Genomic DNA, 26,051 nt, shown 5'->3' with positions numbered 1-26,051 from the left:
CAGCGTCGCATCGACTCACGCGGATGCAACTCGAAGGGTTCGAGGGGCCGCGGCACGAGGTCAGCGCACGATCTGCACAGCCGTCGCGGTGACGACTATCGCCGAGCCGAGCGCCAGGAAAAGGGACGATCCCGCCAACTCCCCGGTGACCTGTCGGTGCTGAGCCACCGCCAAGGCTGTCAGCGCGCCCCGCAACAACACGCCCGCGACCAGCGCGAGCAGCAGCACATCCACCCACTCCGGCGGGTGTGCCGCCTCGGTGACCCAGCCGCCGACGAGCGGGCTCAGACAGCCGACGACTAGCCACGGGCTCAGGCGCCGCTGGCCTCGCGCCTCCAACACCGCCGTGAGCGCGAGTCCCTCGCTGACCGAGTGCACGAAGATCGCGGCCACCACGGGGACCGAGGGCAGCAAGACCACGGACATGCCCTCCACGAAACGGTGCAGTACGAGGGCCACGGCCATCCCGCCGCACGCGAGGCGCCCGGGTTCACCCGGCCGGCCCCTCCAGCGCCCGACCGACAGGAGCACGAAGGTGGCCACGACGACGATCGGCACCACCCAGCCGGGCACCCCCACCTCCTTCGCGTGTTCCAGGGCGTGCGGCACGATGTCGGCCCCGGCCACGGCCAGCAGCGCACCCGACGCGGCCCCGAGCAGCACCGTCGACCGATGCGACCAGCGCCGCTCCAGCCAGGCCCCGGCCAGGGTCCCCACCGTGATCAGTACGAGCCCCACGTACTGACCGCGATCGAACTCCCCCCACGACAGCACGACCGCCGCCCCCGGATCTGCCACCGCACCCATCGCGGTTCACCTTTCGTGGAGCGAGTGCACCAGGACGCCCCTGCGACGCTGTCACGTGTCCCACCCGCCCGCATCCCCGAGGGGCATGGGCGTGGCATTGGGACGGCATGGGAAAGCCGTTCGGGTGAAGCCCTACCTCGCGGTCCCCGATCCACCGGGCCCCGTAGTCCTAGGGGCCCTGCTGGATGTCGCGCTCGCAGTCGCGCTGGGCGGGGACTGCCTCGCCGATGTCGCCATGCTGCGGGCTGCGCCCGACATGTTCGGCCAGGTGGCATCGGACCCCACGGTCTCCCGGCATCGATACCCTCGCCTCAGACGGGCCGAAAGCACTCACCGAGATCCGCACGGCACGAGCCGAAGTACTACCTTGGCAACGTCAAGCTGCCTCCCAATAGCTGAAGCCGAGCGACGTCAGCCCTTCGGACCGGAAGAGGCGATCGGAAGAGCCTCCGACCTCCGTTTGAAGGAGCTGGTAGGCGGCGCCGTGGGTCTGTGCCCAATGCATCGCGGCACGCCAGAGCAGACGTCCTAGTCCCTTGCCGCGATGCTCCTGGACGACGCCGAAGTATTGCGGCATCAGTTGAGGGGTGCCGATCGCGTCAGGGCGGATCTCCATGGGGCCGATGGCGCCGGCGACTCGGCCGCTCAGGACTGCGGTCAGTTCCAACAGTTTGTACGCCTGACGGAACAGGTCCATGACTTCGTCATCGTCGTCCGCGCCCAGGTCTTCAGCCAGGAGCAGGCTGAGGAAACCGACGACCCTCGTCGTCTTGAAATCGATGTCCTCTCTGGTCGACGTGCTCAGCTCCATCCTCAGTACGTCATCCGTGATGTCCGAGATCAGCTCGACATCGATAGGCAGGCTGTCGGCGCCGGCCAGGGGTTCCTCGGTCACGCTCGCCACCACGCTTCTCCCTTCGATCCGCCTGCGAGGACTTGGGTTGCAGAACGAACGTAGAGCAGCCAACGGTCAACTCCCAGGCAGATTGCGCGAGTTTGCAGCAAGTCACTTGACCACACTGAATAGGCCTTCGACCATCAGCGTGTCGCGCAATTCTGCGCAAGGCAGCGGACGGGAGAGCAACCATGAAGCTGCGGTTCCTTGGTAAGAACTCCACCCCCGGAGACAGCCCCACTCTGTACGCCAGCGACCAGGACAGCTACGTCATCCAAGGCTGGAAGGTCTTCGCCAACGAACAGCTCATGCAGCTCGACATGCCGGAAGGACAGACCGCCATCGAGGTGCCGACCGAGCTGTTCGAGCATCTGACCAAGGACGGCCAAGTGTCCGGCGAGATCCGGAAGTTCACGGCCCCGATCATGCTCGTCACGGAACAGGGCACATGCGTGCTCCAGGGCCCGGAAATGCACGATCCTGAAGCCCTGAGCCAGATGCACATGCCCGACTACGAGACCTGCATCGAGGTCCCCAAGTCCTCGATCATGGCCCTGCTGGAGGAAGACAGTGGACCTGATCACCCCCGCACAGCGTGACGAGCTGTTCAACACCTTCGAACGCGACGCCTTCCACCTGGAGTTGAGGGACGACTACGGGTCTCCCATCGAGGACACGCCTTATGCCCGATGGCAGAGGGGTGAGCCGGACGACTACGCCTGGCTCGATACGTGGATGACGCTGATGAAGCGCGTCACGGGTGAAGGCAAGAGGGTCCGCCGCGTGCGGGTGATCTCGGAGCCGCACTCTCAGTACGTCGGGTGGGAGCACTCGCTGACCCACCTCAACATCGAGGCCGGCGAGGACATCTGCTGGCTCCCTCGGCACCAGCTACCTGAAGGCATCTCGTTCCCTGTGGGTGGCAACGACTGGTGGCTCTACGACGACCGGCTCCTGGCCGTCGGCCACTTCGATCCCGTAGGTCGCGTCCTGGGCACGGAGATAATCGAGGACCCCGACACCGTCGCCGAGTGCGTTCGTGTGCGCGACCTGCTCTGGGTCGACGCCATCCCCCACACCGAGTACAAGCTCTGACCCGTCAGTGAGTAACCGAGCGCAAGAAGCACGAGAGGCACTGGGTGTCCGGCTGCGCGGCTTTCGCAAGGACGCGGGCTTCGCGAGCGGCCGGGCATTCGCCCTGGCCACGGGGTGGGCAGAGTCCAAGGTGTCCCGGCTTGAGAACGGCAGGCAGAACCCCAGCGAGGATGACATCCGCGTCTGGTGCACCAAGACTGACAGGCAAGAGCACCTCGCCGACTTGATCGCTACGGTGCGCCACATCGACGAGCTGTGGCTTGAGTGGCGCCGGCAGCTCCAGACCGGAGCAGAGCATCGGCAGAAGAAGGCGCTGCCGGTCTACGCCAAGACCAAGGTCTTCCGCATCTGGCACCCGACCCTCGTGTGGGGAACGCTCCAGGCGGCGGAGTACGCGGCCGAGACCTTCAAGCAGGTTGTTGACTACTACGAGATCCCCGACGACGCGGAAGCCGCCACGGCCAAGCGGCTTGAACGCCAAAAGTTCCTGTACCGAGGCAACCGGATCTTCAACGTTGTGCTTGGGGAACAGGCGCTCTACACGAATTTCGGAGGCCCGGAGGTGATGAAGGGGCAGCTCGACCGGTTGCTGGCGGTGATGCGGCTGCCCCGGTTGAGCCTGGGGATCATTCCGCGCTCCGCACCCATCGGTATCTGGCCCGGAAACTCCTTCTCGATGTTCGACGACAAGCTCGTCCTCGTCGAGACCTACGCGGCGGAGTTCTCCGTCACGCAGCCCCGAGAGATCGAGCTGTACAACAAGGCCTTCGCCCTCTTGAAGCAGTCAGCGGTCTACGGCACCGCTGTCCGAGGTCTCATCCTCGCTGCTGTCCAACACTTCGATCAGATGCCGAGCGAATAGGGGAGCCCCCTGCAGCCCGTGGCCCTGAGGAAGGAGTGTGGCCGCGGAACTCTGGCCGTACGACTGGCTGGGTACCTCAACCACCCGCCGTGCAGCGCAACGACAAGGGCGTCAGCCCCTCGGTTCGCTAGCTCCCGACCCCGAAAACCACCTAGGGCACCCTTCCGATAAGAAGGATGCCCTAGGTCACACACTGTGCGCCGCCAGGGACTCGAACCCCGGACCCGCTGATTAAGAGTCAGCTGCTCTAACCAACTGAGCTAGCGGCGCATGACTCTCGCCGACCGCTCTCGCGGCTGGCGACAAGAAAAATACTACCTGGTCCGGGAGGGTGCTCCGGACCAGGTAGGAGCACGCCTCAGATGGCCAGTGAGAGCAGTACCGGTCCCGCGCTCCGGTTCAGGCGGTCCGCCGCCTGGCGTAGGCGGTGGGCGTGGCGGAGGGGGAGGGACAGGGCGAGGCAGCCGACCGTGGCGCCGGCCGTGATCGGGACCGCCGCGCACACCGTGCCGACCGCGTACTCCTGGAGGTCGAGGACCGGCACCGTGGGCGGCTGGGTCTCCAGGCGGGAGAGCAGGAGCCGCTCGTTGGTGATCGTGTGCGAGGTGAGGCGGGCCAGTTTGTGGCGGGCGAGATGGTCGCGGCGGCTGTTGTGGTCGAGCTGGCCCAGCAGGCTCTTGCCGATCGCGCTGGCGTGCGCGGCCGAGCGGAAGTCGACCCACTCGTTGACCGCGGGCGTCGCCGCGCTGTCGGCGCACTGGGTGATGTGGATCTCGCCGTCGACGTACCGGCTCATGTAGATGGCCGCGCCCACCGAGTCGCGCAGCCGGTCGAGGGTGTGCTGGAGCTGGGTGCGCAGGGCCTGGTCGTGGCCGTGCGTGGAGCCGAGGCTACTGAGGGCGGTGCCGGTGACGTACGAACCGTCGGCGGCCTGTTCGACGTACCCCTCGCGGCGCAGCATGCGCAGGAGGGGAGTGAGCCGGTCCGTGCCGAGGCGGGTCTGGCGTGCGATTTCGGCGTCGGTGACACCGGCGGAGTGTCGCGCCACCGTTTCCAGGACGCGCAGGGCGTCCTGGGTCGAGTGATGCGGCGCGGTCGGCTCGTGCTTGAGAGCCACGGTGTTCCCCCTGGCTTGCTTTTAGCCGTGATCCGGACAGCCAATCCCCTCCACGATAGCCGCCAAGGGGGCTACGCGGAGGGGGCGTTGACGAGATTGTCGCCGGGGTCGTGGCCTCCTAGCAGGGGAGTGTTCATCTGGCATATGACAGAGGCATGGAAAGGGTGACTTTCGTCCCTCCCCGGCACGGTCAATGCACGGTCAGAGCATCGCGCTCAGGAATTCGCGTGTTCTGTCCTGCTCCGGATCGCCGAAAATCTGCTCCGGCGGGCCGGACTCGATCACATGGCCAGAATCGAACATCAGCACTTGGTCGGAGATGTCCCGGGCGAACCCCATCTCATGGGTCACGCAGAGCATCGTGATGTCGGTGGTGCGGGCGATGTCCCGCAGCACGTCGAGGACGCCTGCGACCAGCTCGGGGTCGAGCGCGGAGGTCACCTCGTCGAGCAGCAGTACCTGCGGGCGCATGGCCAGGGCCCGCGCGATCGCCACCCGTTGCTGCTGCCCGCCCGACAGCCGGGACGGACGCTCGTCGCACTTGTCGGCGAGGCCCACCAGTTCCAGCAGGTCGCGTCCGCGCGCCTCCGCCTCCTCCTTCGAGAGGCCCAGGACGGTGACGGGCGCCTCGGTGATGTTGCGCAGCACGCTCATGTTCGGGAAGAGGTTGAAGTGCTGGAACACCATCCCGATCTTCTTCCGCACCTCCCGGACCTGCTTCTCGGGCGCCGGGAACAGCGCCTCCCCGTCGACGGTGATCGTGCCCTCGTCGGGCTTGGCCAGGGTCATCAGCATCCGCAGGATCGTCGTCTTGCCGGACCCGGACGGGCCGATGAGCGTGACATGCCGCCCCGCCTCGACGGAGAGGCTCAGCTTGTCGAGAACGGTCTGCTCACCGAACCGCTTGGTGACCCGGTCCAGCCGGACCAGCTCCGTAGGCGTGTCCGCGACCGGGCTCTCGTCAGGGTTCTGTTCATGGTTCTTGTCCGTGTCAACTGGCAAGGCGTCGCTCCAGAGCTCGTACGAGGAGGGAGGCGGGGAAGGAGATGAGGATGAAGGCGACGCCGATCACGGTCAGCGGCTCGGTGAACTGGAAGTGCTCCTGGGAGAAGAGCCGCGCCTGACCGAGCATCTCCAGCACGGTGATCGTCATCAGCAGCGGCGTGTCCTTGAGCATCGCGATCACGTAGTTGCCGAGCGCCGGGACGACCCGGCGCACCGCCTGCGGCAGGATCACGGCCGTCCAGGTGCGCCGCAGGGGCAGGCTGAGCGCGGTGGCCGCCTCCCACTGGCCCGGCGGCACGCCCTCGATGCCGGCGCGGTAGACCTGCATCGTGTACGTCGAGTAGTGCAGCCCGATCGCGAGGACACCGGTGGTCAGCGCGGAGGCGGTGATGCCCCACTCGGGGAGCACGTAGAAGAGGAAGAACAGCTGCACGAGCAGCGGGGTGTCCCGCACGAACTCCGTGACCACCCCGACCGGCCAGCGCACCCAGCGCGTCGGCGTCCGCATCAGCAGCGCCCAGAGAAGCCCCAGCGCGAACGAGATCGGCGACCCGAGGGCCAGCGCCTGGAGGGTGACGAGCAGTCCGTCCCAGAACTGCGGCATGAACTCGCGTACGGCGCCCCAGTCCCACGTCACGCGACACCGCCCTTCAGCCGCTTCTCCAGCCCGCGCATGAGCCGGGTGAGGAGGAAGGCGATCACGAAGTAGATCAGCAGGATGTACGTGTAGATCTCCGCGCTCTCCTGCAGCGCGAGCCGCACCAGGTTGCCGCTGAAGGCCAGGTCACCCATGCCCATGACGGAGACGAGCGCGGTGCCCTTGAGCAGCTCGATCAGCAGGTTGCCGAAGGAGGGGATCATCTCCGGCACCGCCTGCGGCAGCAGGATCAGCCGCATCCGCTGCCAGGGCGTGAACCCGAGTGCGATCCCGCCCTCACGCTGAGCGGGGTCGACGGCGTTCAGCGCGCCGCGCACGATCTCCGTGCCGTACGCCCCGTAGGTCAGCCCGAGCGCGAGCGTGCCCGCCCACATGGGCACCAGCTGCCAGCCGAAGGCGGGCGGCAGCACGAAGTACACCCAGAAGATCATCACGAGTGCCGAGGTGCCGCGGAAGACCTCGGTGTAGCAGCCGGCGAGGAAGCGGACGGACCGCAGCCGGTGGGTTCGCGCGATCCCTACGGTGAAGGCGACGACGCCGCCCAACAGGGCGCTGAAGAGGAGGAGTTGGAGGGTGACCCAGACTCCCTTGAGGACTATCTCCCAGAGTCCGGAGGTCATGCGTCGCACAACTCCTTCGCCGTGAGATCGGTCATCTCGTCCTGTGTGAAGCCGAACGGCCGCAGGATGCGGAACACCTCGCCGCTCTTCTTCATCTTGTGCAGCTCCACGTTGAAGGCGTCCCGGAGCTTCGTCTCGGGCAGCCGGAACGCGAAGGCGCCGCCGTCGATGTGCGGCTTGCCGCCGACGAGCGGGGCGAACGCCTTGGTGGCCTCCGTCTTGCGAGACTTCTTCACGACCAGACGGGTGGTGACCGCCGTACCGGCGAAAGCGTCGACGCGCCCGGCCTCGACGGCGTTCAGCCCGGCCACCTGGTCGGGCACGATGAGCAGATCGCTCTCCTTGTATCCTGCCTCGACCGCGTACTGGATCTCGGCATAACCGGTACCGGTCGCGAGTTTGGCCTTCTTCTCGACAATGTCCCGGTAATTGTGAAGATCCTTGGGGTTTCCCTTGCGGACAATGAAGGAATCGAGCATCTGGTAGTCGGGATCGGCGAAGATCACCTGTTCACAGCGTTCCGGATTGACATACATCCCGGCGGCCACGACATCGAACTGCTGTGAATTCAGCCCCGGAATGAGCGAGCCGAACTCGGTGGGCACGGGCTGGACCCGGTCCACCCCCAGCCGCTTGAAGATGATCCGCGCCAGCTCGGGCGCCTCGCCGGTCAGCTCGCCGTTCTTGTCGATGAATCCCTGGGGAATCTCACCGGCGATACCGAGCCGTACGACGCCCTGCGCCCGGAGCCGGTCGAGGAGGTCACCGCCCGGGACACCGGAGTCGGCGGCCACCCGGCTGCACCCGGTGCCGAGCGAACCGACCGTACCGAGCGTGCCGAGCGCCGCCACCCCTGCGAACAGCGACCGGCGTCTGAGACCTGGTGGTGCGAGTGCTGGTGAGAGTGATGCGCTTGATGGAGCCATGGCCGCGCGGCTACCCGAGAGCACACGAGTTATGCATCCGGGAATGCGGGGAACGCATGGGAGGCATGGAACACAAGGGTGATGACCGATACATCGAAGTGTCACTGACCGTCCGGAAAATCCACTGCACGGTGAAACTCCTGACCGACCGGGCCCCGATCACCTGCGAAACCGTGTGGAACGCCCTGCCGTTGTCCGGTGACGTCTACCACGCCAAGTACGCACGCAACGAGATATACGCACTCTTCGCCCCCTTCGGAGAATCGCAACCGCCGCTGGAGAATCCGACAGTCACCCCGATCCCGGGAGATCTCTGCTATTTCGCGTTCGCCGGAGCCGAGCTGGGAACGAAGGCGTACGGCTACGACCGCGAGGTCGGGCAGGACACGACGCTGGTCGACCTCGCCCTGTTCTACGAGCGCAACAACCTGCTGCTGAACGGCGATGTGGGCTGGGTGCCGGGCACGGTGTGGGGCGAGGTCGTCGAGGGCCTGCCGGAGATGGCGGAGGCCTGCAACGACCTGTGGCGGTCGGGCGCGGCGGGGGAGACGCTCAGCTTCCGACGGGCCTGATTCCGCCGCTCCCGGGTCCGGCGGGTCTGAGGGCCTCCTCCAGCGCGCGCGCGGCCCGCAGTACCAGGTCGTCCCGGTGCCGGGCCGCGACGAGCTGCAACCCCACCGGCAGCCCGTCCCCGTCGACCCCCACGGGGAGGGTCGCGGCGGGCTGCTGCGTCATGTTGAACGGGTACGTGAACGGAGTCCACCCCGTCCAGCGCCGCAGTCCCGAACCGCCGGGCACCTCAACTCCCGCCTCGAACGCGGTGATCGGCAGAGTGGGAGTCACCAACAGGTCGTACGACTCGTGGAACAGGCCCATCCGGCGCCCGAGTTCCATCCGGACGTCGACCGCCGCCAGATAGTCGAGGGCGCTGATCCGGCCCCCCAGCTCCCGGATCTCCCGCAGCCCGGGATCGAGCAACTCGACGTCCCGCGAGCCGAGTCGCTGGGTGACCCGGGCCGCCCCGCTGAACCACAGGGTCTGGAAGGCGTCCACCGGATCGGTGAAGTCGGGGTCGGTCTCGGTGACGTGCGCGCCGAGTTCCGCTAGCCGCTCCACCGCCCGCCGGACCGCTCCGGCGACGGCCGGACGCACCGGGACCTGACCGCCGAAGGACGCCGAGTAGGCCACCCGCAGCCCCCGGACCCCGCCGGACAGGGAGTCCGCGTACGAATCGGGGACGGGCGGCCCGAGCGCCGACCAGTCACGGGAGTCGGGCCGGCTGATCACGTCCATCAGCAGTGCCGCGTCCGCCACGGTCCTGGTCATCGGCCCGACGTGCGCGAGGGTCCCGAAGGCGCTGGCGGGATAGAGCGGGACACGGCCGTACGTCGGCTTCAGCGCGAAGATCCCGCAGAACGCCGCCGGGATACGGACACTGCCCCCGCCGTCCGTCCCGAGCGACAGCGGCCCGGCGCCGAGGGCCACGGCGGCGGCGCTCCCGCCGCTCGATCCACCGGCGGTGCGCGAGCTGTCGTACGGGTTGCGGGTCACGCCGGTCAGCGGCGAATCGGTGACACCCTTCCAGCCGTACTCGGGGGTGGTCGTCTTGCCGAGGAAGACCGCGCCGTGCTCGCGCAGCCGGGCGGTGGAAGGCGCGTCCTCGCTCCAACTGCCCGCGCTGTCAACGGTTTTGGAGCCACGGAGGGTGGGCGTACCGCGCAGCAGGATGATGTCCTTCACGGTCGTGGGTACGCCGTCCACGAGCCCCGCCGGCTCACCGCGCCGCCACCGGTCGGCCGATTCAGCTGCCTGGGCGAGCGCCGCCTCGGCGTCGATCCGTACGAACGCGTTGACCACGGGCTGGAGTTGCTCGGCGCGTTCCAGTGCGGCGCGGGTGGCGTCGACGGGGCTGAACTCGCCCTTGCGGTAGCCGTCCAGGAGTTGGGTGGCGGTGAGTTGGGCCAGTTCGGCAAGCTCGGTCATCGTTCGCCCCTCCGGTTCGGGTCAGTGCCCCGGTACGTACCCGCGCTGATTGTCGACGACGTTCGTCAGTGGCTTCCCCGCGTCCCATCGCTCGTACAACTCAAGGAACTGCGCTCCGAGTTCATCGCGCCAGCCGACCGTGTCGCCGCTCATGTGCGGGGAGACGATCAGCCCGGGCACCTCCCACAGGGGGCTGTCCGGCGTGAGCGGCTCGTGCTCGAACACGTCGAGGGCGGCGCCCGCGATCCACCGCTTCGACAGCGCCTCGGCGAGCGCGGCCTCGTCGACGAGCTGTCCGCGGCCGACGTTGACGAAACGCGCCGAGGGCTGCATGACGCCGAAGCGGCGGGCGTCGAACATGTGGTGCGTGTCGGCGGTGAGGGGAGCGGCGGCGATCACCCAGTCGGCGCGCGCCATCAGCCGGTTGAGGTCGGCGGGTCCGTGGATACCGGTTCGTGGAGTACGTCCGACGATCGCCGGTGTCACACCAAGTCCCTTGAGATACCGGGCGATCGCCCGCCCGATCGGGCCCGACCCGACGACACAGGCCTTCGTCCCGGCGACCCGCTGCGACTCCCGGTGCCGCCACTCGTGCCGCTCCTGGAGGCGCAGGGTCGTCGGCAGGTCCTTGGCCATCGCGAGGACCAGGGCGGCGACGTACTCGGCGATGGGCTGGTCGAACACGCCCCGCGCGTTGGTCACCACGGTGTCGGACGCGGCGAGTTCGGGACACATCAGATGGTCCACACCGGCGCTCGCGGTGTGCACCCAGCGCGGACGCGCCCCCTCGCCCGGCCAGGCGGCCCGCACGGCGCGCGAGGCGAAGTCCCAGACGAGCAGGACGTCGGCGTAAGGGAGTTGCCCGGCGAGAGTGGCCTCGTCGGCGTGCACGATCCGGGCCCGCCCGGTGAGCCGGCCCAGACGGGGCGGCGGATCGGCGTCCAGGACGAGGAGCGTGGGGAGCGCGGGCATCGGGAGCCGTTTCCGATCAGGGGGCTGGACGACGGGACGACGGGGGCGGCGGGGGCGGCGGGGACGACGGGAAGGCGGGAGAAAGGGGGAGACGGGGTGGCTGAACGACCTGGTGTCCGAGTGTCTGACATGCGCGGATTGACCACGCTCGCACTCGAACCTACCTTCGTCAACACGGGCGAGCGTACGGTCCGTTGCCCCGTCGCTCCTCACTGTGAGGCCGGTGCCTGTCATGGATGTGTCGTTTCTCGGTGGACCACGGCCACAACGCGGTGTCGGCGTCGTCGCCCCGTTCGACTTCGCTCTGGACCGCGAGCTCTGGCGCTGGGTCCCCGACGAGGTGTCCCTGCACCTCACCCGCACCCCGTTCGTCCCCGTGGAGGTCAGCCTCGACCTGGCCCGTCTGGTCAGCGAACACGAGACCCTCGGCGACGCGGTACGCACCCTGAACGTCATCGCCCCCGAGATCGTCGCCTACGCCTGCACCTCGGGCAGCTTCGTCGGCGGTGTCGCCGGGGAGCGGGCGATGTGCGAGGCGATGACCCGCGCGGGCGAGGTCCCCTCGGTGACGACCTCGGGAGCGCTCCTGGAAGCCCTCGCGGAGCTGTCCGTACGCCGGGTGGCCCTCGTCACGCCCTACACGGAGTCGGTGACGCGGGCCCTGGAGGAGTACGTCGCCGAGGCGGGCGTCACGGTCACGGGATGCGCGTACATGGGCCTGACCCGGCACATCTGGAAGGTCCCGTACCGCGCCGTGGCGGACATGGCCCGGCGGGCGACGGAGGGGACGCGGCCCGAGGCGCTGTTCATCAGCTGCACGAACCTCCCCACGTACGACGTGATCGCGCAACTGGAGGCGGAACTGCGCATCCCGGTGATCTCGGCCAACCAGGTCACGATCTGGGCGGCGCTGCGTCGACTGGGTACCCGAGCCGTGGGGCCCTACCAGGCGCTGCTCGACGAGTCGGCGCGCGCCTGGCCCCCGGTGCTGCCGGAAGAACGGCAGGAGCAGCAGGAACACCAGGATCAGCGCAGGCTGGGAACGTAAGGCAAGCAGGAAGGCTGGATCATGACGGCACTCGGATTCCTCTACCCGGGCCACTCCGCCGAGGACGACTACCAGCGCGTCGAGCAGCTTCTCGGCAGCGACATCCGGCTGGATCTCGTCCATACGGACATCGGTGAGGACGCGCACCGGGTGGACGCCCTCCTGGAGATGGGCTCGCCCGACCGCCTCGCGGCGGGCGTGGAGGAGCTGCGGCTGTCCGGCGCGGAGTCGGTGGTGTGGGCCTGCACCAGCGGCAGCTTCGTGTACGGCTGGGAGGGCGCCCACGAGCAGGTACGCGCCCTCGCCCGGGCCGCGGGCCTGCCGGCGTCGTCGACATCCTTCGCCTTCGTGCACGCGGTGCGGGAGCTGGGAGTGCGGAAGGTGGCGGTCGGGGCGACGTATCCGGCGGACGTGACGGAACTGTTCGCGGAGTTCCTGAGGGCGGCGGGGATCGAGGTGACGGCGGTCCACAGTGCCGGGATCGTCACGGCGGCGGAGGTGGGGGAGTGGGGCGAGGAGGAGCTGACGGCGCTGGCCCGCGAGGCCGACCACGCGGGCGCGGAGGCCCTGCTCCTCCCGGACACGGCACTGCACACGGCGTCGCACATCGCGACCCTGGAGAAACAGCTGGTCAAGCCCGTCCTCACCGCGAACCAGGTCTCCGTGTGGGAGGCCCTGCGGCTGGCGACCCGCAAGGTGAACGCACCCTCCCTGGGCACCCTGTTCGACAAGGAGCCGCTGGTACAGGTCTGACGCGACCGCCCGGAATAAAGCGGAGTCCGCCTCCTGTTGCCCGGTTGAGGACAGCGCACGGCACCAGACAGCAGCAGGAGGCACCCACCGTGACCGCAGACGCGACGGCACATGTGACGGCAGACGGGAACCCGGAGGCGACGGCGGACGCGACGCCGGAGGCCACGGCGGACGGGATCCGGGGCGAGACACGGGGCACCGCACCCGTCCCCCTCTCCGTCCTCGACCTGGTCACCGTGGGCTCCGGCCACACCGCCACCGAGGCCCTGCGCGCCAGCGTCGCCATCTCCCGCCTCACGGAATCCCGCGGCTTCCACCGCTACTGGGTCGCCGAGCACCACTCCATGCCCGGCGTGGCCTCCTCCTCGCCCGCCGTGATCCTCGCCCACCTCGCCGCGCACACCCAGCGCATCCGGCTGGGCTCCGGCGGCGTCATGCTCCCCAACCACGCCCCCCTGGTCATCGCCGAACAGTTCGGCACCCTCGAAGCCATGGCGCCGGGCCGCATCGACCTCGGCCTCGGCCGGGCCCCCGGAACGGACGGCGCCACCGCCGCGGCCCTCCGTCGCGCGGAACGGCTGAACGAGGGCGCCGACGACTTCCCCCAGCAACTCGCCGAGCTGACCCGCTTCCTGGACGACGACTTCCCCGACGGCCACCCCTACAGCCGTATCCACGCCATCCCCGGCCCGGTCCAGTCGACGTCCCCGGGCGGAGTCCAGTCCCCCCACCGGCCGCCCATCTGGCTGCTCGGCTCCTCCGGCTTCAGCGCCCGCCTCGCCGGCGTGCTGGGCCTCCCCTTCGCCTTCGCGCACCACTTCTCCGCGCAGAACACCGTCCCGGCCCTGGACCTCTACCGGCAGTCCTTCCAGCCCTCCGCCGTCCTCGACGCCCCGTACGCCCTCATCGGCGTCTCCGCCCTCGCCACCGACGACGAGAACGAGGCCCGTCGGCAGGTCCTCGCGATGGGCCTCAACATGGCCCGTCTGCGCTCCGGCCGCCCGGGCCTGTTCCCGACGCCGGAGGAGGCGGAGGCCTACGAATTCAGCCCGATGGAGCGGGAGTTCATCAGCTCCTGGATGTCGAACATCATCCACGGCTCGGCGGACGAGGTCCGCACAGGCCTGGACGACCTCCAAAAGCGCACGGGAGCCGACGAGTTGATGCTCGTCTCCCACGCCCACCGGGGCGACATGCGCCTGCGCTCGTACGAACTCATCGCGGACGCCTACGGATTGCCCACGGTCGCGAGTACGGGCACAGTCGCGGGTTGATGGAGTGACGGTGTGTCGGCAGATCACCCCTGCCGACACGCACTGCCCCCCATCAGCAAGGAGATCCGGTCCGCTCCCACCGGCCGCGAGTAGAGCCAGCCCTGCCCCGTGTCGCACCCGATACGGCGCAGGCGGCCGGCCTGGGCCGCCGTCTCCACGCACTCCGCGGTCACCGTCAGCCCCAGCCGGTGCGCGAGTTGGATCATCGCCTCGACGACGATCTCGTCGGCCGGGTTCGGCGCGACGCCCTCACCCTCGTACTGGAAGCCCCGGACGAAAGAACCGTCCAGTTTCAGTACTGACACGGGCAGCCGGCTGAGGTAGGCGAGGTTCGAATACCCGGTGCCGAAGTCGTCGATCGCGATGCCCACACCCATGTCACTGAGTGCCTGGAGCGCCTGGAGGGGCCGGCCGGCGGAGCCCATGACCGCCGACTCCGTCAGTTCCAGCTGCAGCAGACGCGCCGGCAGGCCGGTCTCCGCGAGGATCTCCGCGACGTCCGCCACCAGATCCGAGTCCCAGACCTGACGTACGGCGACGTTGACGCTCACGAAGATCGGCGGCTGGTCGGGGCGTTCGAGCTGCCAGCGGCGGGCCTGGCGGCAGGCCGTGGCGAGGACCCAGCGCCCCAGCTGCACGATCGAACCGTCCTCCTCGGCCAGTCCGATGAACCGGTTCGGCGTCAACGTACCGAACTGGGGGTGATGCCAGCGCACCAGCGCCTCGACACCGTGCACCCGGCCGTCCGCCATACCCACCAACGGCTGGTAGTCCAGGGCGAATTCACCCCGCTCGATGGCCGGCCGGAGGGTGGACGACAGGGCCTGACGGGTCATCCGGTGGGCGTTGCGCTCGGGATCGAAGAGCGTCCACCGGGACTTGCCGTCGGCCTTGGCCCAGTACAGCGTCGTGTCCGCGGCCTGCATCAGACCCGTGGGAGTCGTGCCCGCCGCGTGCCGTTCGACGACGCCGATGGAGGCGGAGACGGACATCCGCTGACCTGCGAGGTCGAAGGGGAGCTGGAGCGCTTTCAGCACCGACTCGGCCAGGTCCGCCAGTTGGTCGGTGCCCGTCGAGTCCTCGATCAGCAGCGCGAACTCGTCGCCGCCCAGCCTCGCGACCAGCGGTGCGACGGCGCCGGGGTTCCGCCGGGCCAGTCCCGCCTCCTCCGCACACCGGGTGAGACGCTCGGCCACGGCGGCGAGCAGCCGGTCGCCGACGCGGTGGCCGAGGGTGTCGTTGATGGCCTTGAAGCCGTCAAGGTCCAGGTAGCACAGGCCGATTCGGCCCGTCCCGCTGCGCTCGTACGACTCCGCCTCCAGCGCCGCCGACAGCCGCTCGAAGAACAACGTGCGGTTGGGCAGGCGCGTCACCGGATCGTGCATCTGCAAGTGCCGCAGCCGCGCCTGGAGTTCACGGCGCGCACTGACGTCGGCCACGGACAGCAGCACGCCCGGCGCCGCCCCGGAGGCCTCCTTCGGCAGTGGTGTGACCCTTACCTGGGCCCACAGGGAGTGCCCGTCAGGGTGTTTGAGGCGGCGTGTGCAGCGCAGCCGTGCCGGTCGGCCGCGCAGCACCTCGCGGTACGCGTGCCACGCGCGGGTGTCGGACGCCAGGTCGACCAGGTCGGCGGCCACCTTGCCGGCCAGCACCTCCGGGTCGATGCCCAGCAGTTCGCCCAGGGACTGGTTCGCCGTGACGACCAGGCCCTCCCGGTCCACCACGGCCATCGCCAGCGGCGCCGCCGCGAACGCGCCGTCCATCAGGGCGGGGCGAGCCGGGGCAGGGGAAGTGGGCGTGGACGACGTAGAAGCCGTAGAAGCCGTGGTCGACGTGGTGGAGGCCGTGGATGAGGTAGAAGACGACGTGTCGGAGTTACTCTCTGTGACGGCCGGCCGGATGAGATCTACCGCGGGCGCCGGCCCTTCGGACGTTCCGCTCACCGCTCGCTCCCGCAGTGCACTCGGTCTTGATATGGATCCCGTCGGGCGGCCGACCGGGCGGCAAACCGCCGCCCTGGCGTCGTCCGTGCAGGAAAGTGTCAGGGAAGTGCCAGGAAAGTGTGCCGATCATAGAGGCTGGCCCGAAGCCCTTCCAGCCACTGTCCAGTGTCCATGAACGACCGGTGGTTCTGACAGATCGTTTCTGCCCGCGCCTGGACAGGTTCCTTCACCCTCGATCGCTTGTGACGTTCCGTGAGTGTTTCGGGGTGTCGCTCCACAAAGGGTGAGCCCTCGCATGCTTGGCCGTTTACCAGGCCGGCCCGCATAGCCCCTGGTCACCTGCCTGATCGTTCGCCGGTCACCCTTCTGGTGCAGACAAACAAGGCATATAAACGCAAGATCACACAGGCTGGGTGGCGGTGTCCCCGATCCCGAATCCGGAGGTCTGCGTGCCGCGTCAGCTTCCCCTCAGGGGGCTCACCCGTGATGCCCTGGCGGGATTCAGAGGGCTCGCGTGCGTCGGCGCGAGCCCCCGCTTGCGCAGTACGGCCGCCGTTCTCACCACCATGACGGCCCTGGCCGCCACCTCCCTCATCGCCGGCCCCTCCGTCGCCGAGCCCTTCTCGGTGCGGTCCTGCGCCCTCCAGCGCACCGACGCCCACCACTCGGAGGGCCTCGACACCTGGAACGCGGCCTATCCGCGTCCCTCCCGCGCGCTCGACGCCGTGATGGTCTTCCTCTCGTTCCCGGACTCACGCCCGCGAACCACCCCCGGTGAACTGGCCGCCGACCATTTCCCGGCCACCAGCGACTTCTTCGCCCGCGCCTCGTACGGCAGGTTCACCCTGCGCCCGCACCCGCTCAGGAACTGGCTGCGGATGCCACGGCCGTCCACCGCGTACGCCATACAGCGGGACTGGAGCGCCGCCCACCGTGCCGACTATCTGCGCGACGCGCTCGCCGCCGCCGACCGCGACGTCGACTTCTCGCGCTACGACATCGTCTACTTCGTGGCCGACCCGGACGCGCCCGGCGTCGACTCCGATGCGACGAAGGTCGTCAACCTGGACGTCCCGCTGCGGGCCGACGGCACGGACATCCGTCGCGTCGTCACCGTCTTCGAGAAGCATCCGCCGGACCGGCTCGTCCTCGCCCACGAGACGGGTCATGTCTTCGACCTGCCCGACCTCTACCACCGGCCCGTGGACGGAAAGGGCGACTGGGACACGTATGTCGGCGACTGGGACCTGATGGGCAGTCAGTTCGGCTTGGCACCGGACCTGTTCGCCTGGCACAAGTGGAAACTCGGGTGGCTGGATCCACGCCAGGTGGTGTGTGTGCGCGGCGGAGGTTCGACCCGGCTGACCCTGGAATCACTGGAGGCGCGGCCGGCCGCGACCGCGTACGCGCGTGGGGATGCGAGGGCGGGCGCGGATGCGTTCGGCGGCGGCGGGGGTACGGGGGCCGGTGCGCCGGTCTTCGGGCAGGGGGACGGGGTGAAGCTGGCCGTCGTACGGACCGGGGCCGACCGGGCGCTCGCCTTCGAGGCGCGGGGAGCGACGGGCAACGACAGCGCGACCTGCACGCAGGGGGTGCTCGTCTACCGGGTGCGCGGCGGGGCCGAGTCGGGCGGTGGTCCGGTCGAAGTGGTCGACGCCCATCCGCGTACCGAGGCCTGCTGGGAGGACTCGGTCTACCCGCCCCTCGCGGACGCGCCCGTCGCCCTGGGCGAGAGCTTCACCGTGCCCGGCGAGAACGTCCGCGTCGAGGTGGAGGGCCGCACGCCCTCAGGGGCGTGGACGGTGCAGATCACGAACGCCGGGTAAGGGGTCCGGAAACGACGTTGGCGAGGCTGTTCGAAAACAGCCTCGCCAATCGACAACGTGCGCCGCCAGGGACTCGAACCCCGGACCCGCTGATTAAGAGTCAGCTGCTCTAACCAACTGAGCTAGCGGCGCTTGCTGACGTCGTAGACCTTAGCACCCTGATCGGCGGGAGGAAAAATCGATATCCGCACCCCGTCGGAGGCCGCGGAACGGGCCGCTCGGACGGCCGCCCAGAGCAGGATTTCCGGGCCCGGAAGCCAGGGACGACTGGTGTCGGGGGCGACGACCCAGCGGGACTCGGGCCGGGGATCATCCTCGGCGCCGTCGCCGTTCCTGTCGCCGTTCCCGTCTCCGGTCTCGTCGTTCAGCAGGGCGGGGACCGTCACCGCGTCGCCGCGGCCGTGACAGAGGAGTGGCGGGACCGCGTGGCGGCGTCCGGTGCCGCCCTCGCCGGCCGAGCCCCACTCCTCCCACCTCAGGAGCGACGGCAGCCGCTGGGCCGTGCCCAGTGCCGCGAACAGAAGGATCCGGCCCCGGTAGGCCGCCACTGGGCCCGAACCCGGTCCGCCGTCCCAGAGTCGGTCGAGCATCCTGCGGCCGAAGACGGCGGGCACGTTGACGACGTCGAACGCGGTGCCGCAGGGCAGGACGAGCGGGGCGGTGGGCCGCTCGGCCCAGAGTGAGAGCGTGCTGCGCGGATACGTTCCTGCGGAGGCGAGCCAGGCGGCTCCCTCCGAGGTGACTCCCGAGATGTCCGTGTGTGGGCTGCTCATGGCATATAGGTCTACCGGCGGTGACCGGTCGGTCTCCGAGGGTTGCCGGAAACCGGGACGAGAGGGGGCGAGGTGGAGTACCTTGCCCTCCTGAATATGCCGCCCGGGCTTTCCGGACCCGAACAGACGGAAACTGATCGAATCCGACCGAACGGGAACGGGTAGGGCCCGCGTGGATCAGACCGGGTCGACGTGGTCGTGACCGTGACCGTGCTCGCCGAGGCCGCTTCTGTCGGTTCCGCCGGTCCCGTCGATCCCGCCGGTCCTGCCGTCTCCGCCGCTGGTGTTCTCCCCGCCGTCGCGCAGCAGCTCACGGCCGTACTCGACCATCTTCCGCGCGTAGTCCTCGGTCCACTCGGCCTGCTCCGCGATGTCGGCCGGCGTCAGCCGGTCGAAGCGGCGTGGGTCGGCGAGCTGGGCCGCCGCCATCGCCTGGAACTCGACAGCGCGGTCGGTCGCGGCACGGAACGCGAGGGTCAGCTCCGTGGCGCGGGTCAGCAGCGCGCGGGGGTCGTCTATCGACTCCAGGTCGAAGAAGTGCTCGGGGTCGTCGGCCACCTGCGTGGGCTCGAAGAGCAGGGGCGCGGGGCGTAGCCGCGGTTCATTGCGACGCGGCGTGGGCTCCGCCATGTCTTCTCCTCCTCGTACGGTCCGCACCGTTCCTACGTACCCTCCACGCACCACGGCATGTACGGCACACGGTCGAAAAGGCCCCGCAATCGAGCCGGGCCACCGTCCATTGTCCCCTGCCCGCGCAAGTGGGACCGGGGGTTCGCCCCAGCACGCCCCTGATCTGCCCCTAGGGACGCCAGGCCACCCGGTGCTCCGCCAGGTGAGAGAGCACCGCGTGGTTCGCCTCCCAGCCGTCCGGGCTGTTGCCATTGGCCGCCTCCGGCGGCGTGCCGGACTCCGTCCGGCGGTTTGGGCGGCGCCGTGCTGATCGCGTGACGGGCAGGTGACGTGAGGACGGTCAGGGACGCCAGGCCACCCGGTGCTCCGCCAGGTGAGAGAGCACCGCGTGGTTCGCCTCCCAGCCGTCCGGGAACTTCACCGTCACGCCCAGCTGTACCGGTTCCGTCGACGGATGGTCGTCCAGGAGTTCGGTCACGCCCGCCCGGCACACCACCACGCACGCGTGCCGGTGTCTGGAGGCGAGGACACAGAGGCGGCCCGTCTCCAGGTGGAAGGCGGTGGCGTCGGGGCGGCCGGAGAGGGGGTGCAGGACCACCGTCACGTCGAACTCCCGGCCCTGGAGCCGGTTCGCCGTGTCCACGGTGACGTCCGGGACCCCCAGCTCGGCCAGCGCCGCACGCACCGCCGCCGCCTGGTCCCGGTGCGCCGTGCCGACCGCGATCCGGTCGGCCGTGAGGGGCGTCGGCTCGGGTCCGCGTTCCGACGTGGCCGCGCCGCCCCGGTCCAGCATGCGGCGTACGACCATGGCGACCGCGCGGACCGCCTCGGGATCCGTACGAGGGGTGTGCCGGGCGGGGAGTTCCAGCAGGCCCCAGCCCGATTCGGCGGCCTCGTCGAGGACCCGGTCCGGGGCCGAGCCGTCCGACGGGACCGCGAAGGCGAGCCGTCGGTCGCCGTGGCCGGTGCCGCTGCGGAACGGGGTGTACGGGTAGAAGGCGGCCGAGACGAGGGGCGCGGCCGAGGCCGGGAGCCGCCAGGACACCGGCAGCCGGTGCTGCGGCAGCTCGGGATTGTGGGCCAGCAGAGTCGTGACCGCTGAGGCCGACGGGTCGTACGACAGGCCCGCCCACTGTTCCGCGCCGACGATCGAGAAGGGGGCCAACTGCCCCGGGTCACCCACGAACAGGGCCCGCTCGAACAGTCCCGCGACGGCGAGCAGCGCGTCCGAGCGCATCTGGTACGCCTCGTCCACGATCGCGTGCCGCCACGGCTCGTCGACCTTGACGTGGGCCCACTTGGCCGCCGTGGAGATGACCACGTCCAGTCCGGCCAACTCGGCGGCCTTCGCGGACTTCCGTACGTTCGGCAGGTCGTCCAGCGCCTTGTCGTACGGGTCGGTGTCACTGCTGTGCAGACGGCCCACCGGCAGCTCGGGGTTCTTCTCGGCGAGCCGGACGACGAGGTCGTCGACCTGGGCGTTCGTCTGCGCGATGACCATCAACGGGCGCCCGGCGTCGGCCAGTTCGAGCGCGGCCCGGACCACGAGGGTGGACTTCCCGGCCCCGGGCGGCGAGTCGACGACGACTCCGCGATGCGTGCCGTGCAGCGTGTCGCGGAGGATCGCGTCGGTGGCCCGACCGGCGGCTGCTCCGGGGTCGAAGGCGGCTGCCTGAGCGCGAGCGGTCACTGCGAGTGCCGTTCGGGCAACGGGTGGTAGCCTCGCGGTGTGCTGAGCGAGAACCAAGCTGGCACAGCAACCTCCAATCTCTGGGGAAACCGGGCTGGTTCCAACCCGGCTGGTGCTGATCGCGGAAGACCTGATCGCTCGCTGAGCGACCGGGCAGCGTGAGCCAGGAATCCCGCTCGTTCGCGAGGGGGAGGGTTCAAAACACGTCCTCTTCGGTCACCGGGTCGGCCTCCGGCAGGGTCGGCGTCGGTTCCTCACCCGGAGGGCCGCCGTGGGTCCACGGTGTCTGGTCCGCGTCGGGGAGCTTCGCGCCGCCCCGCTGCTCGTGCTCGAAGAGCGTGAAGCAGACCAGGTCCCCCTTCTCGGGCACCGACCCGGCCTCCGGCTCCTTGCCCCGGCCCATCTTGTCGACCACCCGCAGCACGATCACCGAACCCTCGTCGCCCGGACCGTCCTCAAGGCCCACGAACTCCGCCGCCTGCGGCTTGCCGCCCAGGGAGCGGTACACCTTCACCCGCCCCCCGAGCTGCGGCCGGTCGTCCGTGCGGACGGTGACCAGCGGGCGCGGGCTCGGGCGCTTACCCTCGCTGTACGTCATGACGACATCCGTGACCTCGCCCGCGAACGCCTCCCCGGCCAGCCGCCGGCCCGCCATCACCAGCGGGTCGTCCAGGGCTTCCTGGGCCTCCAGACGGGCCTGTTCGCGCTCCCGCGTGGCCAGCTTGTTCGCCGCCGTCACCGCGTCGTCGCGGCGCGGCTGCGGGGGCTCGCCCGCGGTGACCCGGTCGCGGTGGCCGGTGAACGACCAGCGGTCGCGAGTCCACCGGTCGGCCGCGTGGGCGCCCTCCGGCAGCGCCCGCAGCAGGTCGAGGCCGCGCCACACCGCGTCCCAGGTGGGCCGCGTACGGCTCTCGACGAGGGCGCGGATGTCCCGCTCGGCGGCGGTGAGTTCACCGAGCCGGTCGTCCGCCGACTCGCCGTCCTCGGCGGCGGCGAGCGCCGTCCGCACGCGGTTGTAGTTCTCGATCGCGGGGGCGAGCAGCTTGTTGTCGAACGCGGGGTCGGTCGCCGGACCGGCCGGCGGACACAGCAGCTGCCCCTTCGCGTCCCGCGCCAACTCGGCCCGCAGCGCCGCCTCGGCGCCCGACACACCGTCCGGCGGGTCGATCCAGGCGAGCAGCGCCCCCAGGTGCTGGTCCTCCAGCGTGGACTGCCCGGTCGCCCAGTGTCGCGACAGCACGTCCGTCAGCGACAGGAGGAGAGCGGAACCGGGGACCCGGGCCCGCTCCCCGTAGTGCGTGAACCAACGGCCGAGCAACGGCACCCGGGGCGGCGCGGGATGCGGCGTCTCCGGGTCCTGTTCCGCCGTACGCCGAAAGCGCGTCGAGCGCCCCAGCAGCCGTACGAGGTCGATGCCGGCGCGGCTGGGGACGATCAACTGGGGTGCGTCCGTGCACAGTTCGACCTCGACCTTGACCCGCTTGCCGGTCTCCGGGTCGGTCTCGCTGCGCTCCGCGGCCTCCACGGCGTCGGCGTGGGAGTCGATGAACGGCAGGACGACGTCGGCCAGTTCGGCGAGGAACGCGAACCTGAGGTCGCGGTCGCGCGGCTGCGGGACGACGAGCAGCCGCGGCGCGTCCCGGTCGTCGCCGACCAGCGCGCCCAGCGGGGCCCCGGCCTCACCGGCGGTGATGAGCGGCACGAGGACGAGGGGCCGCTCGGACAAGTGACGGTGCCGGACGGTGGCGGCGGGCTGGGCGCGACCGGTGCTGACGGCTTCGAGGCGGGCGAGGGTGGCGATCAACGACATACGGCGCCCTCCGGCTCCGGTTCCGGAGAGGTGAGTTCGGCGTCGCGCAGTGCCTCGGCGCGCAGGGCCGCCGCTCTGCGCAGCGCGGCCACCGTCGGGTCCTCGGGGTCACCGGACCGGCCGTGGGCCGCCGACAGGACGTCGTCGACCGTGGTCAGGGCGCCCAGTTCGGCCCGTACCGAGCGGCCCAGCGAGGTCACCGCGCCCTGCGCGCGGGAACGGTCACGGCAGTGGAAGGCCAGCTCGCACGTGGACAGGCACTCCGGCGCGTACTCCGCGGGCACCGACTCGACCGCCGCGGTCAGTTCGGCGGTGGGCAGGTCGGGGGCGAAGCACGTGCCCTCGGGGAGGGTGTCGGCGATGTCCTCGATACGGGTCAGCCGGGACAGCTGGCGGCCGGTCACCGCGCGCTGTTTACGGACATCGACAGCGGATGCCGCCGGAAGGTTGGAGAAGTCCTTCGGGCAGACCAGCAGCACGCGATGGCGCACGACCGGCGCCGGATCGCTGCCCTGCGTGAGCCGGGCGGCGACCTCCTCCAGCGCCAGCACGTACACCGCGGCCTGACGGGCCGCCGCGCCGACCTTCGCGGGGTCCGCCGAACCGTCCAGCATCGGGAAGGACTTGATCTCCACGACCGTCCAGCTGCCGTCCGGGTGCACGACCACCGCGTCCGGCTCCAGGAAGGCCGGGGAGCCGGCGACGTCGAGGGCGAGCATGGGGTGGTCGAGGAACGTCCAGCCGCCGGCACCGGTGCCGGCCCTCGCTGTCGTGGCGTCGCGCAGGGCGAGTGCCGTCCGCGCGGTACGGCCCTCCGGTCCGGTCGCCGTGAGGTCGGGGACCTCGGCCTCCACCGGCGCAGGGGCGGCCGGGTCCAGTTTCTCGTGCACCAGCCGGAGCAGCTCCGAGCCCCCGTCGGCCTTGACCCGGGCCTCGAAGGTGTTGCCGCGCGCCAGGGCGAACTGGGACTGGCCGAAGGCGGACGGTGAGCCCAGCGCGCTCGCCAGCGTCGCCTTGTTCACCCCCGCGCCGTCCAGGATCGCGCGCCTCTTGCACCCGGGGTTGGCGGCGAGGGCCGCGAGGGCACGCGCGTCCAGTGCCTTCGGCGGGACCGAGGGACCGCGCAGCTCAGCGAGCCGCTGCCGCAGCGCCGTCCCCCGCGTCCGCGGGAGCGGCACCCGGCTCGGCCCCTGGTCCGGGAACCGGCCCGAAGACGGACTCGCGCTGCCTTGGAATTCGCTCACGCGGGGAAGTCTGGCATTCACCACTGACAATCGGGGCCTCCGCGCCACGAGAGCGCGTTGTGACGGGTGCGACGCGAGCCGTGATCCACACCCTCGCCCGGTCCGCGTTCCGCATGACGAGCGGTGCCAGCAGCAGCCCGAGGCCCATCACGGCCGCACCCGCGACCGCGTCGAGGAAGTAGTGGTTCGCGGTGCCCATCACCACGATCGTGGTGATCAGCGGATAGGCGACGGCCAGGACCTTGGTGGTGCGCGTACGGCCGTACCGCCACAGCATCACCCCGCACCACAGGGACCAGCCGACGTGCAGGCTCGGCATCGCCGCGTACTGGTTCGTCATACCGCCGAGCCCGCGCGGGGCACTCGCCTGGCCGCCCCACCAGCCGTACGAGCTGTACTGGGCCATCGTGTCGACGAAGCCGTGGCCGGCGTCCAGCAGCCGGGGTGGACAGGTGGGCAGCAGGGTGAAGCCGACCAGGCCGATGAACGTCGAGGCCATCAGCCAGGTGCGGGCCGCCCGGTAGCGCACGGCATGGGACCGGAAGAGCCAGATCAGGACGGCCGGGGTGACGAGGTAGTGCAGCGACGCGTACCAGAAGTCCGCGGGTACGCCGATCCAGGACTCGCTCGTGAACAGGCGGTTGAGCGGGTGCTCGGCGTTCAGCCGCAGCGCCTTCTCGAACCGGAGGATCGCCAGGCCGTGCTCCACGGCGGTCGACTCGTTGCCCCGCACCAGCAGGCGTCCGGCCGAATAGCACGCGTAGACGAGCAGGAGCAGTGGCAGCTCGGTCCACCAGCGGAGCCGGGAGGGTGGGTCCGTCTCGGTCCGTGCACTATCGGTCCGCGGCATCCGATCGTCTCTCCCACTCTGTGTTCCCGTTGAGCTGCGCCTCCGGTCGTCGGTGGCCTGCGGTTCGTCCGATTTTACGGTGTACGTGAACGCGCCGGGGCGGCGCCCCTGTCGCAAGACGCAAAGATCGACCCCCCGGTTGCCCTCCGACAGGGTGCGCGATGATGGAGGGGTTCCGCCTTGCTTTTCCGCCATTCGGTACCCCTGATTTGCTTCGTCGCCCCCTTTCGTTCGTCTCTCGCCTCATTTGCCACGCTCACCGTCTCCCCCCGGAAGGGGCCCTCATGGCATCGCGCATCCTGCTGGCCCGGCACGGTCAGACGGAGTGGTCGCTGTCCGGCAAGCACACCGGCAGGACCGACGTCCCCCTCCTCGAAGAGGGGCGGCGCGGTGCCAAGCTGCTCGGCGAACGGCTGCACCGGGCGCCCCTCGACGGGCTGCCCGGGGTCGAGGTGCGCACGAGTCCGCTGGCACGCGCGCGTGAGACGTGCGAGATCGCCGGGTTCGCCGAGCGTGCGACCGAGTGGGACACGCTCATGGAGTGGGACTACGGGGCGTACGAGGGCATGACCCCGGCCCAGATCCAGGCCGTGCGGCCCGGGTGGCTGATCTGGCGGGACGGGGTCCCCGGGGGCGAGAGCCTGGAGACGGTCACCGCGCGCGCGGACGAGGTGGTCGCGTGGGCACGGTCGGCCGAGCGCGACGTGCTGGTGTTCGCCCACGGCCACATACTGCGCTCGATCGGAGCGCGCTGGCTGGGCCTGCCGATCGACTTCGCGGCCCGCATCAGACTGAACCCGACGTCCCTGTCGGTACTGGGCTGGGCCTACGGCGAGCCGGCCATAGAAACCTGGAACGACCTGGGCCACCTGCCCGGCTAGCCGAACCCCCTCAAGAACCCGAGCAACTCGAACTCCGCGCGGCGAGAACGCCGCCAAGGGGCGCGCCTATGGCACCGGGGGCGGCGACAGCGCCGTGAAGGGGCGCGGGGAACTGCGCGATCAGCCCCCACCGGGCCGGCGGCCGGGCAGGTGGGACCGGCCCATGGTCGTGCGAGGTCGGGACGGGGGGCGCCTATGGCACCGGGGGCGGCGACAGCGCCGTGAAAGGGCGCGGGGAACTGCGCGATCAGCCCCCACCGGGCCGGCAGCCGGGCAGGTGGGACCGGCCCGCGGTCGTGCGAGGTCGGGACGGGGGGCGCCTATGGCACCGGGGGCGGCGAGAACGCCGTGAAGGGGCGCGGGGAACTGCGCGATCAGCCCCCACCGGG

General features: G+C 70.1%; 24 protein-coding genes, 2 tRNA genes and 2 pseudogenes. 10 read left to right on the top strand and 18 right to left on the bottom strand.

The features are described 5' to 3' along the window. Positions 1-60: 60 nt before the first annotated feature. Complete coding sequence (locus OG241_RS20890; protein ID WP_405817047.1) at positions 61-807, bottom strand: hypothetical protein; 747 nt, start codon at positions 805-807, stop codon at positions 61-63. Between the two features lie 178 nt (positions 808-985). Between OG241_RS20890 and OG241_RS20885 the strand changes: the two are divergent. Then, positions 986-1,163: pseudogene (locus OG241_RS20885) on the top strand (IS1380 family transposase); the annotation flags it as partial. Positions 1,164-1,183: 20 nt separating this feature from the next. Here OG241_RS20885 and OG241_RS20880 read toward each other — a convergent pair. Further along, positions 1,184-1,618, bottom strand: a complete 435-nt coding sequence (locus OG241_RS20880) for a GNAT family N-acetyltransferase (RefSeq protein ID WP_405826344.1) — start codon at positions 1,616-1,618, stop codon at positions 1,184-1,186. A gap of 275 nt (positions 1,619-1,893) precedes the next feature. On the opposite strand from OG241_RS20880, the gene OG241_RS20875 reads away from it, so the two are divergent. The 3 genes from OG241_RS20875 to OG241_RS20865 are packed head-to-tail and all read left to right on the top strand — an operon-like array spanning position 1,894 to position 3,659. Next, the gene (locus tag OG241_RS20875) at positions 1,894-2,301 is read left to right on the top strand and encodes a hypothetical protein (RefSeq protein WP_405817046.1); all 408 of its coding nucleotides are present in this window, start codon (positions 1,894-1,896) and stop codon (positions 2,299-2,301) included. Beyond that, positions 2,273-2,797, top strand: coding sequence for a DUF6879 family protein (locus tag OG241_RS20870; protein WP_405817045.1), 525 nt, complete (start codon positions 2,273-2,275; stop codon positions 2,795-2,797). Before OG241_RS20875 ends, OG241_RS20870 begins: the two co-directional genes overlap by 29 nt. Before the next feature lie 7 nt (positions 2,798-2,804). Further along, the gene (locus OG241_RS20865) at positions 2,805-3,659 is read left to right on the top strand and encodes a helix-turn-helix domain-containing protein (RefSeq protein WP_405817044.1); all 855 of its coding nucleotides are present in this window, start codon (positions 2,805-2,807) and stop codon (positions 3,657-3,659) included. 196 nt (positions 3,660-3,855) lie between these two features. On the opposite strand, the gene OG241_RS20860 is transcribed toward OG241_RS20865, so the two are convergent. From OG241_RS20860 to ehuB, 6 genes are all read right to left on the bottom strand, one after another. Then, positions 3,856-3,929: transfer RNA gene (locus tag OG241_RS20860), tRNA-Lys, on the bottom strand. An 88-nt stretch (positions 3,930-4,017) separates the two neighbouring features. Beyond that, positions 4,018-4,776 (bottom strand): IclR family transcriptional regulator, encoded by a 759-nt coding sequence (locus tag OG241_RS20855; RefSeq protein ID WP_405817043.1) that lies wholly within the window; start codon positions 4,774-4,776, stop codon positions 4,018-4,020. Between the two features lie 201 nt (positions 4,777-4,977). Beyond that, entirely contained in the window at positions 4,978-5,778 is an 801-nt protein-coding gene (gene ehuA / locus OG241_RS20850; RefSeq protein ID WP_405817042.1) for an ectoine/hydroxyectoine ABC transporter ATP-binding protein EhuA, read from the bottom strand. Further along, a complete protein-coding gene (gene ehuD / locus OG241_RS20845) occupies positions 5,768-6,418 on the bottom strand; it encodes an ectoine/hydroxyectoine ABC transporter permease subunit EhuD (RefSeq protein WP_405817041.1) in 651 nt (216 codons plus the stop codon). The genes ehuA and ehuD overlap by 11 nt, the downstream gene beginning before the upstream one ends. Further along, entirely contained in the window at positions 6,415-7,059 is a 645-nt protein-coding gene (gene ehuC, locus OG241_RS20840; protein ID WP_405817040.1) for an ectoine/hydroxyectoine ABC transporter permease subunit EhuC, read from the bottom strand. The genes ehuD and ehuC overlap by 4 nt, the downstream gene beginning before the upstream one ends. Next, positions 7,056-7,985 (bottom strand): ectoine/hydroxyectoine ABC transporter substrate-binding protein EhuB, encoded by a 930-nt coding sequence (gene ehuB, locus OG241_RS20835; RefSeq protein WP_405817039.1) that lies wholly within the window; start codon positions 7,983-7,985, stop codon positions 7,056-7,058. The genes ehuC and ehuB overlap by 4 nt, the downstream gene beginning before the upstream one ends. Before the next feature lie 56 nt (positions 7,986-8,041). On the opposite strand from ehuB, the gene OG241_RS20830 reads away from it, so the two are divergent. Beyond that, the gene (locus tag OG241_RS20830) at positions 8,042-8,557 is read left to right on the top strand and encodes a DUF3830 family protein (RefSeq protein WP_405817038.1); all 516 of its coding nucleotides are present in this window, start codon (positions 8,042-8,044) and stop codon (positions 8,555-8,557) included. Here the strand turns inward: OG241_RS20830 and OG241_RS20825 are convergent. Together OG241_RS20825 and OG241_RS20820 are read right to left on the bottom strand one after the other, a co-directional pair. Further along, positions 8,538-9,968 (bottom strand): amidase, encoded by a 1,431-nt coding sequence (locus tag OG241_RS20825; RefSeq protein ID WP_405817037.1) that lies wholly within the window; start codon positions 9,966-9,968, stop codon positions 8,538-8,540. The genes OG241_RS20830 and OG241_RS20825 overlap by 20 nt on opposite strands. A 21-nt stretch (positions 9,969-9,989) precedes the next feature. Then, positions 9,990-10,940 (bottom strand): D-2-hydroxyacid dehydrogenase, encoded by a 951-nt coding sequence (locus OG241_RS20820; RefSeq protein ID WP_405817036.1) that lies wholly within the window; start codon positions 10,938-10,940, stop codon positions 9,990-9,992. A 232-nt stretch (positions 10,941-11,172) separates the two neighbouring features. Here OG241_RS20820 and OG241_RS20815 point away from each other — a divergent pair, with 232 nt between their 5' ends. The 3 genes from OG241_RS20815 (at position 11,173) to OG241_RS20805 (ending at position 14,015) form a co-directional block, all read left to right on the top strand. Beyond that, positions 11,173-11,988, top strand: coding sequence for a decarboxylase (locus tag OG241_RS20815; RefSeq protein ID WP_405817035.1), 816 nt, complete (start codon positions 11,173-11,175; stop codon positions 11,986-11,988). A 21-nt stretch (positions 11,989-12,009) separates the two neighbouring features. Beyond that, positions 12,010-12,741: a decarboxylase gene (locus tag OG241_RS20810; protein ID WP_405817034.1), complete on the top strand. Its 732-nt coding sequence runs from the start codon at positions 12,010-12,012 to the stop codon at positions 12,739-12,741. Positions 12,742-12,854: 113 nt separating this feature from the next. Next, positions 12,855-14,015, top strand: a complete 1,161-nt coding sequence (locus tag OG241_RS20805; protein WP_405826342.1) for an LLM class flavin-dependent oxidoreductase — start codon at positions 12,855-12,857, stop codon at positions 14,013-14,015. A gap of 23 nt (positions 14,016-14,038) precedes the next feature. Here the strand turns inward: OG241_RS20805 and OG241_RS20800 are convergent, their stop codons facing one another. After that, on the bottom strand, positions 14,039-15,958 hold the full coding sequence (locus OG241_RS20800; protein WP_405817033.1) for a putative bifunctional diguanylate cyclase/phosphodiesterase: 1,920 nt from the start codon (positions 15,956-15,958) through the stop codon (positions 14,039-14,041). A 449-nt stretch (positions 15,959-16,407) separates the two neighbouring features. On the opposite strand from OG241_RS20800, the gene OG241_RS20795 reads away from it, so the two are divergent. Next, entirely contained in the window at positions 16,408-17,784 is a 1,377-nt protein-coding gene (locus tag OG241_RS20795) for a M6 family metalloprotease domain-containing protein (protein ID WP_405817032.1), read from the top strand. 58 nt (positions 17,785-17,842) lie between these two features. Here OG241_RS20795 and OG241_RS20790 read toward each other — a convergent pair. The 7 genes and pseudogenes from OG241_RS20790 to OG241_RS20760 form a co-directional block, all read right to left on the bottom strand. Further along, positions 17,843-17,916, bottom strand: a tRNA-Lys gene (locus OG241_RS20790). Next, positions 17,907-18,557, bottom strand: a complete 651-nt coding sequence (locus tag OG241_RS20785) for a hypothetical protein (RefSeq protein WP_405817031.1) — start codon at positions 18,555-18,557, stop codon at positions 17,907-17,909. Before OG241_RS20785 ends, OG241_RS20790 begins: the two co-directional genes overlap by 10 nt. 273 nt (positions 18,558-18,830) lie before the next feature. Beyond that, positions 18,831-19,187, bottom strand: a pseudogene (locus tag OG241_RS20780) (hypothetical protein); the annotation flags it as partial. 340 nt (positions 19,188-19,527) lie between these two features. Further along, a complete protein-coding gene (locus OG241_RS20775) occupies positions 19,528-20,877 on the bottom strand; it encodes an AAA family ATPase (protein WP_405817030.1) in 1,350 nt (449 codons plus the stop codon). A 196-nt stretch (positions 20,878-21,073) separates the two neighbouring features. Next, on the bottom strand, positions 21,074-22,687 hold the full coding sequence (locus tag OG241_RS20770; RefSeq protein WP_405817029.1) for a hypothetical protein: 1,614 nt from the start codon (positions 22,685-22,687) through the stop codon (positions 21,074-21,076). Next, positions 22,678-23,865 (bottom strand): hypothetical protein, encoded by a 1,188-nt coding sequence (locus tag OG241_RS20765; RefSeq protein ID WP_405826340.1) that lies wholly within the window; start codon positions 23,863-23,865, stop codon positions 22,678-22,680. The genes OG241_RS20770 and OG241_RS20765 overlap by 10 nt, the downstream gene beginning before the upstream one ends. Continuing rightward, positions 23,816-24,781, bottom strand: coding sequence for a phosphatase PAP2 family protein (locus OG241_RS20760; RefSeq protein ID WP_405817028.1), 966 nt, complete (start codon positions 24,779-24,781; stop codon positions 23,816-23,818). Before OG241_RS20760 ends, OG241_RS20765 begins: the two co-directional genes overlap by 50 nt. Before the next feature lie 284 nt (positions 24,782-25,065). Between OG241_RS20760 and OG241_RS20755 the strand changes: the two genes are divergently transcribed. Then, positions 25,066-25,662 (top strand): histidine phosphatase family protein, encoded by a 597-nt coding sequence (locus tag OG241_RS20755; RefSeq protein WP_405817027.1) that lies wholly within the window; start codon positions 25,066-25,068, stop codon positions 25,660-25,662. Positions 25,663-26,051: the final 389 nt, after the last annotated feature.

This window comes from Streptomyces sp. NBC_01390 (genome assembly GCF_045040105.1).
Lineage (GTDB): Bacteria > Actinomycetota > Actinomycetes > Streptomycetales > Streptomycetaceae > Streptomyces.
This window is presented reverse-complemented; position numbering and strand designations above follow the sequence as displayed.

What these genes read in the sequence shown, in the direction of transcription:
- OG241_RS20890 (WP_405817047.1), bottom strand. Translation starts at nt 807, where the DNA reads ATGGGTGCGGTGGCAGATCCGGGGGCGGCGGTCGTGCTGTCGTGGGGG.
- OG241_RS20880 (WP_405826344.1), bottom strand. Translation starts at nt 1,618, where the DNA reads ATGGAGCTGAGCACGTCGACCAGAGAGGACATCGATTTCAAGACGACG.
- OG241_RS20875 (WP_405817046.1), top strand. Translation starts at nt 1,894, where the DNA reads ATGAAGCTGCGGTTCCTTGGTAAGAACTCCACCCCCGGAGACAGCCCC.
- ehuC (WP_405817040.1), bottom strand. Translation starts at nt 7,059, where the DNA reads ATGACCTCCGGACTCTGGGAGATAGTCCTCAAGGGAGTCTGGGTCACC.
- ehuB (WP_405817039.1), bottom strand. Translation starts at nt 7,985, where the DNA reads ATGGCTCCATCAAGCGCATCACTCTCACCAGCACTCGCACCACCAGGT.
- OG241_RS20830 (WP_405817038.1), top strand. Translation starts at nt 8,042, where the DNA reads ATGGGAGGCATGGAACACAAGGGTGATGACCGATACATCGAAGTGTCA.
- OG241_RS20825 (WP_405817037.1), bottom strand. Translation starts at nt 9,968, where the DNA reads ATGACCGAGCTTGCCGAACTGGCCCAACTCACCGCCACCCAACTCCTG.
- OG241_RS20820 (WP_405817036.1), bottom strand. Translation starts at nt 10,940, where the DNA reads ATGCCCGCGCTCCCCACGCTCCTCGTCCTGGACGCCGATCCGCCGCCC.
- OG241_RS20815 (WP_405817035.1), top strand. Translation starts at nt 11,173, where the DNA reads ATGGATGTGTCGTTTCTCGGTGGACCACGGCCACAACGCGGTGTCGGC.
- OG241_RS20810 (WP_405817034.1), top strand. Translation starts at nt 12,010, where the DNA reads ATGACGGCACTCGGATTCCTCTACCCGGGCCACTCCGCCGAGGACGAC.
- OG241_RS20785 (WP_405817031.1), bottom strand. Translation starts at nt 18,557, where the DNA reads ATGAGCAGCCCACACACGGACATCTCGGGAGTCACCTCGGAGGGAGCC.
- OG241_RS20770 (WP_405817029.1), bottom strand. Translation starts at nt 22,687, where the DNA reads ATGTCGTTGATCGCCACCCTCGCCCGCCTCGAAGCCGTCAGCACCGGT.
- OG241_RS20760 (WP_405817028.1), bottom strand. Translation starts at nt 24,781, where the DNA reads ATGCCGCGGACCGATAGTGCACGGACCGAGACGGACCCACCCTCCCGG.
- OG241_RS20755 (WP_405817027.1), top strand. Translation starts at nt 25,066, where the DNA reads ATGGCATCGCGCATCCTGCTGGCCCGGCACGGTCAGACGGAGTGGTCG.